General features: G+C 70.1%; 13 protein-coding genes and 1 pseudogene. 6 read left to right on the forward strand and 8 right to left on the reverse strand.

Annotated features, from left to right (window positions below):
• Positions 1 to 96: 96 nt before the first annotated feature.
• Positions 97 to 990, reverse strand: coding sequence for a LysR family transcriptional regulator (locus FHR82_RS30335; protein ID WP_184813968.1), 894 nt, complete (start codon positions 988 to 990; stop codon positions 97 to 99).
• A gap of 80 nt (positions 991 to 1,070) precedes the next feature.
• Between FHR82_RS30335 and FHR82_RS30340 the strand changes: the two genes are divergently transcribed.
• Complete coding sequence (locus FHR82_RS30340; RefSeq protein WP_184814163.1) at positions 1,071 to 1,934, forward strand: DMT family transporter; 864 nt, start codon at positions 1,071 to 1,073, stop codon at positions 1,932 to 1,934.
• Here FHR82_RS30340 and FHR82_RS30345 read toward each other — a convergent pair.
• The gene (locus tag FHR82_RS30345) at positions 1,898 to 2,845 is read right to left on the reverse strand and encodes a GlxA family transcriptional regulator (protein ID WP_184813969.1); all 948 of its coding nucleotides are present in this window, start codon (positions 2,843 to 2,845) and stop codon (positions 1,898 to 1,900) included. The genes FHR82_RS30340 and FHR82_RS30345 overlap by 37 nt on opposite strands.
• A gap of 70 nt (positions 2,846 to 2,915) precedes the next feature.
• Between FHR82_RS30345 and FHR82_RS48075 the strand changes: the two are divergent.
• Positions 2,916 to 4,048 (forward strand): annotated as a pseudogene (locus FHR82_RS48075) (YbfB/YjiJ family MFS transporter).
• A complete protein-coding gene (locus tag FHR82_RS30360; protein ID WP_184813972.1) occupies positions 4,045 to 4,701 on the forward strand; it encodes an NAD(P)H-binding protein in 657 nt (218 codons plus the stop codon). The pseudogene FHR82_RS48075 and the gene FHR82_RS30360 overlap by 4 nt, the downstream one beginning before the upstream one ends.
• Here the strand turns inward: FHR82_RS30360 and FHR82_RS30365 are convergent.
• Positions 4,691 to 5,716, reverse strand: coding sequence for an FUSC family protein (locus FHR82_RS30365; RefSeq protein ID WP_225943924.1), 1,026 nt, complete (start codon positions 5,714 to 5,716; stop codon positions 4,691 to 4,693). The two genes, FHR82_RS30360 and FHR82_RS30365, sit on opposite strands and share 11 nt — an antisense overlap.
• 583 nt (positions 5,717 to 6,299) lie before the next feature.
• Between FHR82_RS30365 and FHR82_RS30370 the strand changes: the two genes are divergently transcribed.
• Positions 6,300 to 6,740, forward strand: coding sequence for a hypothetical protein (locus FHR82_RS30370; RefSeq protein ID WP_225943925.1), 441 nt, complete (start codon positions 6,300 to 6,302; stop codon positions 6,738 to 6,740).
• Here FHR82_RS30370 and FHR82_RS30375 read toward each other — a convergent pair.
• The 5 genes from FHR82_RS30375 to dinB all read right to left on the reverse strand — a co-directional run bounded on the left by FHR82_RS30375 (position 6,725) and on the right by dinB (position 11,431).
• A complete protein-coding gene (locus tag FHR82_RS30375) occupies positions 6,725 to 7,357 on the reverse strand; it encodes a UdgX family uracil-DNA binding protein (RefSeq protein WP_184813974.1) in 633 nt (210 codons plus the stop codon). The genes FHR82_RS30370 and FHR82_RS30375 overlap by 16 nt on opposite strands.
• A gap of 34 nt (positions 7,358 to 7,391) precedes the next feature.
• Complete coding sequence (locus FHR82_RS30380) at positions 7,392 to 7,754, reverse strand: DUF1304 domain-containing protein (protein WP_184813975.1); 363 nt, start codon at positions 7,752 to 7,754, stop codon at positions 7,392 to 7,394.
• Positions 7,755 to 7,763: 9 nt separating this feature from the next.
• Positions 7,764 to 8,027 (reverse strand): hypothetical protein, encoded by a 264-nt coding sequence (locus tag FHR82_RS30385; protein WP_184813976.1) that lies wholly within the window; start codon positions 8,025 to 8,027, stop codon positions 7,764 to 7,766.
• A 10-nt stretch (positions 8,028 to 8,037) separates the two neighbouring features.
• Positions 8,038 to 9,735, reverse strand: a complete 1,698-nt coding sequence (locus FHR82_RS30390; RefSeq protein ID WP_184813977.1) for a sodium:solute symporter family protein — start codon at positions 9,733 to 9,735, stop codon at positions 8,038 to 8,040.
• 502 nt (positions 9,736 to 10,237) lie between these two features.
• A complete protein-coding gene (gene dinB, locus FHR82_RS30395; RefSeq protein ID WP_184813978.1) occupies positions 10,238 to 11,431 on the reverse strand; it encodes a DNA polymerase IV in 1,194 nt (397 codons plus the stop codon).
• 152 nt (positions 11,432 to 11,583) lie between these two features.
• Here dinB and FHR82_RS30400 point away from each other — a divergent pair, with 152 nt between their 5' ends.
• Together FHR82_RS30400 and FHR82_RS30405 are read left to right on the forward strand one after the other, a co-directional pair.
• Entirely contained in the window at positions 11,584 to 12,384 is an 801-nt protein-coding gene (locus FHR82_RS30400; RefSeq protein ID WP_184813979.1) for a hypothetical protein, read from the forward strand.
• Complete coding sequence (locus FHR82_RS30405; RefSeq protein ID WP_184813980.1) at positions 12,381 to 12,770, forward strand: DUF5313 family protein; 390 nt, start codon at positions 12,381 to 12,383, stop codon at positions 12,768 to 12,770. Before FHR82_RS30400 ends, FHR82_RS30405 begins: the two co-directional genes overlap by 4 nt.
• Positions 12,771 to 12,772: the final 2 nt, after the last annotated feature.

A 12,772-nucleotide genomic window follows, 5' to 3' on the forward strand; every position in this document is an offset into this window, starting at 1 on the left:
GCCCGACCACGCGTATGTCACATCACTCTGCGTGTGCCACGTCAACGCGCCTGTGCGGATTCCCGTGCAGCCCAACAAATTTGGATGGTTTCTTTCTCACTGGGCAGCGGCGGCCCGCAACGCGTTCAGCAGACCGGCGAGCGCGGGCTGCGCGAGCGCCGTCTCGCGCACCGCCGCGTAGATCGCGCGGAAGGGCTCCGGCTTGCGTACTCGGCGCACCACGACCGCCGGGTGGCGCTGCCCGAGACCCATCCTCGGGATGAGCGTCACGCCCAGCCCGGCGGCGACGAACCCCTGCGCCGTCGCGTAGTCGTCGCTCTCCACGACGAAGTTCGGGCTGAAGCCCGCCGACGCACAGGCGCTCAGCATGATCTCCATACACGGCCCCGCGCTCAGCTCGTTGTTGACCCACGGCTCGTCCGCCAGGTCCGCGAGGTCCAGCGTCCGCTTCGCCGCCAGGCGGTGCCCCCTCGGCAGCACCACGTGGTACGGGTCGTCGAGCAGGTGCACCAGGCGGATGCCGTCCCGCGCCTCGCCCCGTGGCGTCACCACGATCCCGAGGTCCGCGCGCCCCTGCTCCACCTCGTGCATGGGGTCCTGCGGGTCGATCAGCTTCAGGTCCACCTGCACGCCGGGGTGGTCCGCGCGCAGCTTCGCGAGCGCGGGCGGCACGAGCGCGGCACCCGCGGTCGCGAAGTAGCGGATCGCGAGCCGCCCGGTGCGCCCGGCACGCAGGTCGGCCAGCGCGGTCTCCGCCTCCGCGACATGCGTGGCGATGATCGCCGCGTGCTCGGTCAGCAGCCGCCCCGCCGCCGTGGGGCGCACGCCGCGGCCGATGCGTTCCAGCAGCGGCACGCCTGCCTGCCGTTCGAGAGCCGCCACCTGCTGGCTCACCGCCGAGGGCGTGTAGCCGAGGTTGGTGGCGGCCGCCGTCACCGAGCCGCTCGTGACGACCGCGCGCAGTACCTGCATTCTTCGCACGTCCAGCATGTAGCTCACCTTAACGGTTGGTGCAGATCATTTCACTTGTCCTGTCGAGTTGCCTGGGCGACGGTGGACACGTGGTGCGAATGGGTGTGCTGGCCCTGTTGTGGGGCTCGGGTTTCCTGTGGATCAAGCTGGCCCTGACCGGGTTGAGCCCCGCGCAGGTGACGGTACTGCGGTGCGTGCTCGGTGCGCTGGTGCTGCTGGTCCTGGCGTGGTGGGCGCGGCACCGGCTGCCCGGCCTGTCCGACCGTCCGACCTGGCGGCGGCTCGTGATCGCCGCGTTCTTCTGCAACACGCTGCCGTTCGCGCTGTTCAGCATCGGCGAGCAGACCGTGGACTCCGGGGTCGCGGGCGTGCTCAACGCGACCACGCCGCTGTGGTCCACGGTGATCGGCCTCGCGCTCGGCGAACGCTTCACCGGGGTGCGGCTCGCCGGGCTCGGCCTGGGGTTCTGCGGCGTGGTGGTGATCTTCGCGCCGTGGCAGCAGCACGGCCTCGCGAGCTGGGGCGCACTGGCGTTGCTCGCGGCGGCGGCCAGCTACGCGGTGGCGTTCGCCTACATGGGGCGGCACCTGGTCAACCGGGGTGACCCGCTCGGCATGTCGGCGGCGCAGCTGCTGGTCGCGACCGGGCTCGCGGCGGTCGGGCTGCCCGCGGGCGGCCTCGACTGGTCGAGGGTGACGACCGGCTCGCTGCTGGCTGTCGGCGTGCTCGGGATCGTCGCCACCGGGCTGACGTTCCACCTCAACAACCGCCTGATCGCAACGGAAGGCGCCACCGCGGCGGCGACCGTCGGCTACCTGCTGCCGGTGGTGTCGGTGGTCCTGGGCGCGGTGGTGCTCGGCGAGGAGGTCGGCGTCCGGGTGATCGCCGGGATGGGAGTGGTGCTGGCGGGCGTCGCCCTCACGCGTCAACCCGCCGCGGTGGCGCGAAAAGTGCGCCGGTAGGTCGCGGGGGTCGTGGCGTAGGCGCGCTGGAAGTGTTGCCGCAGGCCGCTTCCCGTGCCCAGACCGCTCCGCTGGGCCACCACCTCGACGGGCAGGTTCGTGGTCTCCAGCAACTCCCGCGCACGGGCGAGACGTTGCTGGTTCAGCCACGCGAGCGGCGTCACCCCCACCCGGTCGGCGAAGTGGCGGCCGAAGGTGCGCAGGCTCATGCCCGCCCGGTCGGCCAGCTCCGCCATGGTCAGCGGCCGGTCGAGGTGGCGGACCGCCCACTCGAGCACCGGCGCGAACCCGTCCGCATGGGCGGGCAGCGGCGCCGGGATGTACTGCGACTGCCCACCTTCGCGGTGCGGCGCGAGCACCATCCGCCTGCCGACCTCCGCGGCGACGGCCGCACCGAAGTCCTGCCGCACGATGTGCAGGCACAGGTCCAGCGCCGCGGCGGTCCCCGCGCTGGTGAGGATGTCGCCGTCGTCCACGTACAGCGGGTGCTCGTCCACCGTCACCTTCGGGTAGCGGCGGCGCAGTTCGTCGGCGTACATCCAGTGCGTGGTCACGGTCCGGCCGTCGAGCAGGCCCGCGGCGGCGAGCACGAACGCGCCCGTGCACAGCGACGCGATCCTGGCGCCCCGCGCGTGGGCCTTCCGCAACGCGGACAACAGCTCCGGCGGCGCCTCGCAGTCCGGCATCACACAGGCGGGCACGACCACCAGGTCGGCCGTGCGCAACGCGGACAGCCCCGTGCGCGTCGACAGCGTGAGCCCCGCCGACGCCGGATGGGCGCCCGCACCGCACACGACCAGCTCGTACCAGTCCGGGGCGAGGTCGTGCCGGTCGACGGCACCGAACACGCCGACTGGCACGGCCAGCTCGAACAGGGCGACCGTACCGGGGATGGGCACAACGACACGCATGGCGTAAATCTATCGCACCGTGACGTTCGCGCCACTGTTGTGCGGTGATCCGCTGACGGACGCTGTAGCCATGACGATCACCCAGACGCGCACCGTGTGGCACCTGTCGGCCGCCGGGCTCGCCGCCATCGGCGTCAGTTTCGGTTTCGCCCGTTACGGTTTCGGGCTCTTCCTCCCGGAGCTGCGCGCCACGTTCGACCTCGACGTCGCGACCGTCGGCCTGATCGGCAGCGGCACCTACGCCGGCTACCTCGCGGCCCTCACGCTCGTCGGCCTGCTGTCGGCGCGGCTGGGCCCACGACCGCTGATCATCGCCGCCGGCGCGTGCGCGACGGCCGGCCTGGCCCTGGTGTCGGTCGCGGACAGCACGCCCGTGCTGGTCGTCGGACTGCTGCTCGCCGGGACCAGTTCGGGATGGGCGTGGGCGCCGTACTCGGACGTGGTGCGCGCGATGGTCGACCCGGACCGCAGGGAACGCGTGCTCGCGATCGTGCCCAACGGCACCGCGTTCGGCACGATGATCGCCGGAGTGCTGGCGCTCGCGGTCCCGTGGCGGCCGGCGTGGGTGCTGTTCGCGGCGGGCGCGCTCGCGGTGACACTGTACAACGCGTGGCTGCTGCGTGCCCTGCCCCGCCCGGAACGCGTTGCCGCACAACGGATCCGGCCGAGGTGGCGGCGGTGCCGCTGTTCGTCTCCGCGTTCTCCTACGGCATCGTCGGGTCGGTGTACTGGACGTTCGCGGTGGACATGATCGCCGGCGACACGGTGGGAGACGCGGTGGGACCGCTGTTCTGGACGCTCATCGGCATCGCGGGCCTCGGCGGCCTGCTGACCGACCGCGCGCTCACGCTGCTGGGGCTGCGCCGCACCCACACGCTGCTGTTCGGCGCGCTGGCGGCCGCGGTGGCGGTCCTCGCGCTCGCCCCCGGCGCGCTGCCCGCCATCGGGGTGTCCGCGCTGCTGTACGGGCCCGCGTTCATGGCCGTCGCCGCCGTGCTGACCGTGTGGAGCTACCGGGTGTTCCCCGAACGGCCCGCGGCGGGGTTCAGCGCGGTCGTGTTCTGCCTCGGCCTCGGCACGATCGCCGGACCGGCCACGCTCGGCGCGTTCGCCGCCGGGCACGGCCTGCCCGCCGCGTTCCTCCTCACGGCCGGGCTCACCGCCGCGACGATCGCCGCGCGGCCCGCTACGGTTCGCCCATGAAGGTGGTGGTCTTCGGCGCGACCGGCATGGTCGGCCAGGGTGTGGTCCGCGAGTGCCTGCTCGACGAGGGGGTCGAGGAGGTCGTGTCGATCGGGCGCCGCGCGAGCGGGGTGACCGACCGCAAGTTCCGCGAGGTGCTCACGGACGACCTGTTCGACCTGTCCCCGCTCGCGGCCGAGCTGGCCGGGGTGGACGCGTGCTTCTTCTGCCTCGGCGTGTCGTCGACGGGCATGAACGAGGACGACTACCGCGAGGTCACCTACGACATCACCATGGCAGCCGCGGCCGCTGTCGCGGCGCAGAACCCGAAGGCGGTGTTCGTGTACGTGTCGGGAGCGGGTGCCGACGCCGACAGCCGCACCATGTGGGCGCGGGTGCGCGGCGAGACGGAGAACGCGCTGTTCGCGACGTCCCTCGACGCGTACGTGCTGCGGCCGGGCTTCATCCAGTCGCGGCACGGCGCCCGGTCCAGGACGCTGCTGTACCGGGTGGCGTACCCGGTGTTCGCGCTGCTGTTCCCGCTGCTGCGGCGGGTGGCGCCGAAGTACGTGTCGTCGACCGAGCAGATCGGGCTGGCCATGCTCGGCATCGCCCGCCACGGCGCGCCGGAACGCGTCCTGTACAGCGACGCGTTCAACGCCATCACCCCATAGCCGGCAGGAACCCGCGGGCCTGCTCGTGGCTGAGCCCGGTGGCCTGCAACAGGTCGACGGCGATCGACCGGAACTGCGCGGTGACGACGGTCGCGGAGAACCCGGTGTGCTCGATCCCGCCCGCGTCGATGATCGTCACCGCGGCCTTGACCCGTTCCCGCACGTCACCGAGGTCACCGTCGGTACCCAGCGCGTCGGCCAACGCTGCGGCGGCCTCCGCGAGCCGCCGCAGCGCGACGGGCAACGTCTGGGGGAACGTCTCGTCGTCGGTGAGCGCCGTCCGCGTCCGCCGCAGGAGGACCCGGCTGTTGCGCAGGGCCAGGTCGACGGGTTCGGTGGCCCGCGTGTACCGCTCGATCATGGTGCGCTGCCGCCGGTGCAGTGGCGAGATGGCGGCGATCTCCCGCGCGGCCCGCAACGCGTCACGGTAGTCGTCACCGGCCTTCTGGGTACGGGCGCGGCGCAGGGCCTCCTGCGCGACCTCCCGATCCCGGTGGTCGATGGCGTCCGCGGTGGCGGTGAGCGCGGCGGCCAGCTCCCCGAGCAGCTCTTGGCCCCGCCGCCGCACGATCTCGGGTGGGTCACCGGGCAGGAGCGCGATGGCCGCGAGCCCGAGCAACCCGCCGATCAACGCGTCGAGCATCCGGTCGAGCCCACCGGTGCCACCCGGCGGCAGCAACGTGGCGACCAGGATCGCGGAGGACGCGGCCTGCAACGTGACCAGCGTGCCCCCACCGAGCATGACGGAGATCATCATGGCCAGCCCGAGCACGAGCGCGAGTTGCCACCACCCGGCGCCGATCGCCGAGATCAGCAGGTCCCCGACCCCGATCCCGACACTGACCCCGACGACGAGTTCGACCACCCGCCGCAACCGCTGCTGCCCGAACCCGACCCCGATGCAGATGACCACGGCGATGGGCGCGAAGAACGGCCGCGCGTGCCCGAACACCTCGGTCGCGACGAGCCACGCGAGCGCGGCGGCGACCGAACACTGCAGGATGGGCAGCCCCATCAGCCGCAGCGCATGCCCACGCCGCCGAACCGTCGCCCACATCCGAGCCCTGCTCACCCGCACGGCGATCACGCTATTGGACACACCGGCCAAACGCACACAACCGCGGTGCCGTACCCCGCCAAGGCGCCCTGACCAGCGCAAACGTGGCTCGCGCGGCCCAGCGCAGTAACGAAACCCCACCATCCCGGCGGGAGGAGCCACCGGAGGCAGAGCCCGTCCGGCGAGGACGAACACCTCGTGGAGAAACCGGCCGGACCACGATCAGCTCGCGCGCGCGTTACCCAACCCCCACCCATCCCGGGGGCGTCCCGCCTTGCCATTCTATCGGCTGGTACCGACCTCCAGGCCGTTGTCGATCTTGCCTGTGGATAACTCGGGTGGCTGTGGACAAGTCCGCTCGGCGCACTGCTGCCCTTCAGATCAGTCCATTCAGGACGAGCGAGCGCGGTCGCCGCACAGGCTCCCGTAAGGCGCAACCGCCACGCGCGGTGATCGGGAGGGGTTTCGGTTACCGCTCGTTCGGGTAGTACCTGGGTGGTTGCGGTCACGCAGCAGGATCGGTCACGAGAGGTCGCTCCCCATGAACCAGCCAGTGGATCCGGACAGAACTCGCCTCGATCTGAATCCGGCCGACCCCCCGTCCGCGGTTGCCCAACCAGTCGCCGCGGAGGAGATCGCCGATGCCGATCACTCGCGCCGGCGCACGGTCAACGTGGTGTGCACGATCATCAACGCCGTGTGCGCCATCTTCGCCGTCGTACTCGCTCTGCACATCATTCTCGTGATCGGCGAGGCCAACCAGGGCAACGGGTTCGCGGCGCTCATCAACGACTGGTCGAGCGCGGTGTCGCTCGGTCTGCGTGATCTGTTCGTGCCGGAGAACCTGAAGGTGCGCACGTTCCTGAACGACGGCCTCGCCGCCATCGCGTGGCTCGTCATCGGCGGGCTGCTCACCTACCTGATCCGCAGGCTCGCACTGCCAGGGCCGCGGCGCGTGCAGCGGCGCTACCTCGTGCGCTGACGTCCGCTGAGGACGGAGGCGGCGGACCGGAGATCGGCCACCAGGTCCCGGTACGCCGCCTCGCGGTCGTCCGACCGCAGCACCGACGACGGGTGCACGGTCGCGACCGCGCGCTCGGCGCGGTCCGGCAGTTCGACGACCTTGCCGCGCTCCTGCGTGACCTTGAACGTGGTGCCCAGCAACGACTGCGCCGCCGTCGCGCCGAGGAGCACCACCAGGTCCGGCCGCACCGTGTCCAGCTCGGCGATGAGCCACGGCCGGCACGCGACGACCTCGGTCCGCCCGGGCTTCTGGTGGATCCGCCGCTTGCCGCGCTCGGCGGGCTTGTACTTGAAGTGCTTGACCGCGTTGGTGACGTACACCTGCGTCCGGTCGATGCCCGCTTCGACGAGCGCCTTGTCGAGCAGCTTCCCGGCGGGCCCCACGAACGGGTGCCCCTGACGGTCCTCCTGATCGCCCGGTACCTCGCCGACGACCAGCACGGCCGCGTCCGCGGGTCCTTCGCCGAACACCGCCTGCGTCGCGTTCTTGTACAGGTCGCAGCCCCGGCAGTCGTGCACGGCCTTCCGCAGCTGCTGGATGCCCGCCTTGTCCGGTACGTACTCCTCTGCGCCCATGCCGACGGCTACCCGCGACGCGGCCGGCGAAAACTCAGTGCGCGACGATGGTGAGCACCAACGCGACCGCGGCGGGCAACGCCTGCACGACGATGATCCGCTTGTTCGCGGTGGCCGCGCCGTAGAGCCCGGCGATGATCACGCATGCCAGGAAGAACACGGTCACCGGGAAGCCGACCGCGCCACCCGCGACGATGCCGAAGACCAGGCCCGCGGCCAGGAACCCGTTGTAGAGGCCCTGGTTCGCGGCGAGCACCGCGGTCTCCTCGGCGAACTCCGGCGTCGTGCCGAAGGCCTTGCGCACCCTCGGGGTGCGCCACAGGAACATCTCGAGCACGAGGATGTACACGTGGATCAGCGCCACGAGGGCGACAAAGATCTTGGCGACGACGTCCATCGCCGAAGCCTAGTGTGGCGCGCTCGTGTCCTCCTCGTCGTGGTGCACCGGGATGCGCAGCGGCCGCAGCCGCACCCACACCACGAACAGCAGCGTCACGACGATCAGCGCGAGCCCGGTCCACAGGTTGATGTTCACACCGGCCGACTTGTCGATCTCGTCGGCGGAGGTGACGAACAGCCCGAGCACCGTCAGGACGATGCCGTAGACCCCGGTCAGCACGGCGATGATCAGCCGGATGTCGAAGGCGGACGTGCGTGTTTCCGTACTCATCGGCCCTCTCTCAGAAGATGAAGTTCAGCACGATCGTGATGACCAGGACGATGCCGGCGAGCAGGCCGGGTTTGCGGTACCAGCCGGCGTCCTCTCCGGTGGTTTCGTGCGTGCGCGTCTCCTTGGGTGTGAGCGAGTAGACGAGACCGGCCAGCTCCGACGCCGGCTTCGGTTGGGTCACCATCGTCACCGCGACGCTGACCGCGATGTCGACCACGAACGCGGCACCCGCACCGACGAACGCACCACCCTGGCCGGGCAGGTTCCAGACACCGCTCTCGGTCAGGATGAACACGGTGACCGCCGACAGTGTGCCCGCGACGAGACCGGTCCAGCCCGCTGTCGGTGTCATGCGCCGCCAGAACATACCCAGGATGAACGTGGCGAACAGCGGCGCGTTGAAGAACGAGAACAGCTGTTGCAGGTAGTCCATCAGGTTCGCGTAGGAGGAGGCGATGAACGCGGTGCCGATGGCCAGCACGGTCGCGATCGCCGTCACCACCCGGCCGACCGTCAGGTAGTAGCCGTCCGGCCGGTCCTTGCGCAGGTAGGATTGCCAGATGTCGTAGGTGAAGACCGTGTTGAACGAGCTCAGGTTGGCCGCCATGCCCGCCATGAACGACGCGAGCAGACCCGCGATCGCGATGCCGAGCATGCCGTTGGGCAACAGGTCACGCATGAGCAGCAGCAGCGCGTTGTTGAACGTGGCGCCGCTGGGTGCCTCGTCACCGGCCATGAGCGCTGCCTTGTTCTCGCCCTGCAGCTCGGTGACCGCGACACCGGCGATCATGCCGGGGATGATCACGATGAACGGGATCAGCAGCTTCGGGAACGCGCCGATGATCGGCGTGCGGCGGGCCGCGGACATGCTGCGGGCCGCCATCGCGCGCTGCACCTCGACGAAGTTCGTGGTCCAGTAACCGAAGGACAGGACGAACCCGAGACCGAACACGAGGCCGAGCACGGACAGGAAGTTGTCGGTGAAGCCGGTCAGCTGGTTACCCGGCCAGCTGTCGAGCTGCTCGGGCCCGCCCGGGCCCGCGGACACCTTGTCGACGAGCCCCTGCCAGCCACCGACCTTGTACAGGCCGACGATCGTCAGCGGCAGCAGCGCCGCCACGATGACCACGAACTGCAGCACCTCGTTGTAGATCGCCGCGGAGAGCCCGCCAAGCGCGGTGTAGCTGAGCACGATCACCGCCGCGACGATCACCGAGACCCAGATCGGCCAGCCGAGCAACAGGTTCACGACGGAGGCGAGCAGGAAGAGGTTGGCGCCCGCGATCAGCACCTGCGCGACCGCGAAGCTGATGCCGTTCACGAGGTGCGCCGGTTTGCCGAAGCGGCGGAGCATGAACTCCGGGACGCTGCGCACCTTCGAGCCGTAGTAGAACGGCATCATCACGATACCGAGGAACAGCATCGCCGGTACCGCGCCGATCCAGAAATAATGTGCCGTCGGCATGCCGTACTCGGCGCCGTTGGCGGACATGCCCATGACCTCGATCGCACCGAGGTTCGCCGAGATGAAGGCAAGTCCGGTGACCCACGCCGGCAACGACCGCCCGGAGAGGAAGAAGTCGATACTCGACGACACGTGTCGTCTGGCCATGTACCCGATACCGAGCACGAGCGCGAAGTAGACCGCCAGCAGGACGTAGTCGACCGCGTTGGCGTCCAGGCGCAGATCCGCCGCAACCACCTGCAACTCCAGTCACCTCCCAGATTCGCTGTATAAAGCAAACACCACAAGTGATCTCCGCGCTTGACGAGCGAGTCGCCGTGATTCGGCGACGATCGCGGGTCGGTTTGCGACCGTCCGGGCCGGGCGGGGCATGACCGGCGGGACTCGAACCGGAAAGCCGACCGGCTTGCACGGAATGGGCGAAATGAACGCCGTGGCACGGTCCGCCGGGCTCGAACTGGCACGGCGTGGTGCGGCTTGGCGCGGCACCGTTAGCGCCCTGGGCGGTCAGCAAGATCCGACCCGAGCACGACCCGGGCGAGCCCGACGGGATGGGAAATTCGGACGACCCACATGAGCGTCACTGCGCGGCCCGGTACGGCACGGCGCGGCCCGGCAGTCACAGTCCGGCAGTCCGGCGCGGTCTGCCCGGGCGCGGTCGGCTCCATGCATCCTGATCCGCGGGCCCGGTCCAGCCCATCCGGCGCCCCGGCCCCGGCGAGGCCGGACCCGGTGCGGTGCGGGCTCAGTCGGGTAACAAGGGCACTGACAGGCCCGGGTCGCGGCCCAGTAGTACTGCTCGGGTTACCGCGGTTGTTCCGAAGCGGTCTCGTAGGTCGTCCAGGGCTGTGTCCAGTGCGCCTGGGGGGACCTCGTCGAAGGGGAGCATCAGTTGTAGTGCATCCTTGTCGTCCAGGTTGGTCAGTGAGATGCCCACCAGGGTGCAGCCCCGGTCGTAGATCGTTGGCATGGCGGTGCGTAGCAGGGTTCGTGCTGTTGCCAGCAGTACTTCGGTGTCTGTGGTCGGGTGCACCAGCGTGTGGGAGCGGGTCGCTCTGGCGAAGTCGGCGAAACGCAGGCGTAGCACTACTGTTCGGCACGAGCGCTTTGCCTTGCGCATGCGTTTTGCCACTCGGTCGATCAGTTGTGCCAGTGTCGCTTCCAGGTCCTCTGCCGGCCTTGGTCTGCTGCCCAGCGCGCGTTGTGCTCCGATCGACCGTCGTCGTCTGCCTACTCGTACTGGGCGGGGATCCTGGTTGTGCGCCAGCGCGTGCAGGTGCCTGCCCGACGCCCTGCCCAGCATGGCGGTCAGTGTCGACTCGCTCAGCTTCGCGACCTGTCCGACCGTGGTGATGCCGCGGTCGCGCAGTTTCGCGGACGTCACCTTGCCGACGCCCCACAGCCGCTCGACCGGCAGCGGGTGCAGGAACTCCAGTTCCCCGGCCGGCGGCACGACCAGCAGACCGTCCGGCTTCGCTACTGCGCTGGCGACCTTCGCCAGGAACTTCGTGCGTGCCACGCCGACGGTGATCGGGAGCCCCACCCGCTCCAGCACCGCCTTGCGCAACCGCTCGGCGATCACCTCCGGTGGGCCCGCGATCTTGCGCAGGCCGCCCACCTCCAGGAACGCCTCGTCGATCGACAGGCCTTCGACGAGCGGCGTGGTGTCCCGGAACACCTCGAACACGGCCTTGCTCGCCGCCGAGTAGGCCGACATCCTCGGCGGCACCACGATCGCGTGCGGGCACAGCCGTAACGCGCGGCCGCCGCCCATCGCGGTCCGCACCCCGAAGCGCTTCGCCTCGTAGCTCGCTGCCAGCACCACGCCACCGCCCACGATCACCGGGCGGCCGCGCAGCGCGGGGTTGTCCCGCTGTTCGACCGACGCGTAGAACGCGTCCAGGTCCGCGTGGAGGATCGTCGCCGCTGTCACGAACATATGTTCGCATCGACCACCGACAAAAACACGTCCTCGGGGTCGAACGGCGGTGGCTCGATCGGCTGTGGGACGACTCGGGGGTGGTGACGCGGTGAGGAAGATCGCCAGGTCGGGAGTGGGTTTTCGGGGCTTTGCACGGGTAAAGTCGAGCGGTGGACATCGATCCCCGGACCAACGTTGTGGTGTTCCAATTGCGGAAGGGGCAGGAAAAGCACCTCGTCGGGCGGGTGCCCACGCTCGCCGAGGACGGGGTCCGGCAGGCCTGGGACGCCGTTGGGCAGGAACATCAGGCTCGCGCCCGGCACGTCGTGGGTCTGCACACCGAGTGGGAGCCCACCCCCGCCGACGCGGCGTTCATCGCCGCCACCTTTCCCGGGATCACCGCCACCCATCACTTCGTTCGGCCCGGGCCCGAGGGGTGGGATGACGCGCTCGCCGCCGCTCGGATCATCCTGCAAGCCGAGTTGCGGCCCGTGCTCTGGAGCGAGTCGTCTTCCTTGGCTGGTCAGCTCGTGGACATCCCGCACTGGCCCGTCGCGTCCGGACGACTGCATCTCGCGCTTGCCGTTGTCACGCCCTCCGGGACCTACCACGTGACCCACGAACAGCTTGGGGACGCCTCCTTCGACTCGCTCATGGCTGACGTCTGCCGGAATCTCGTCGGGGACCTTGCCATCGACAGCCGCCACGACGGGGTGCTGGTCGTGGACGGGCGGCTTGTTGCCGCCGTCGCTTGTCTGCCCGGGTTCTACCAGCGGGTTTCCGAGCACCTCGGTGCCGAGCGGCTCGTCGTGGGGGTGCTCTCCGCTGATCTCGTCCACGTCGCCGCCGCTGATGGCGAGGCTGCGGACGTTGTCGCTAGAGCGGTCCGGGACGCTGAGACTCCCCCGGCCGAGGTCGTCCCCTGCCTCTTGTCGATCCTCGGGGACCGGATCGAGGTCGTCGGGTCGTGAGCCGGCCAGGGCCGCTGCGGTGGGCGCTCTTCCAGTACGGCGTTCGGCTGCCTGATCGGCATCGGGACTGGGTGCTGCACGACGCCACCAGTCGCAGCTGGCTGGCCCGCGTTCTCATCCGTACGCTCGTCCAGCTCGCGCCCGCCTTCGCCGTGGTGCTCGTCGTTCTCCTCCAGTTCGACGGTGGCTGGGCCATCGCTCTCGGGGCGCTGTTGCTCGGGGTTCTCGTCAGCCTGCGGCTCACCTTGGCCAACGCCGTCGAGAGCGTCGACGCGCGGCTCGTCCGGTACGGGTTCCCCGGCGGGCACGCGTCCGCGGTCCGGAAACGAGCCGATGCGGTCGCGCATGCCGAGGAGGAGAAGCGTTACCGGGACAGGTGGCAGTAACG

It is taken from the genome of Actinophytocola algeriensis, assembly GCF_014203735.1.
GTDB lineage: Bacteria > Actinomycetota > Actinomycetes > Mycobacteriales > Pseudonocardiaceae > Actinophytocola > Actinophytocola algeriensis.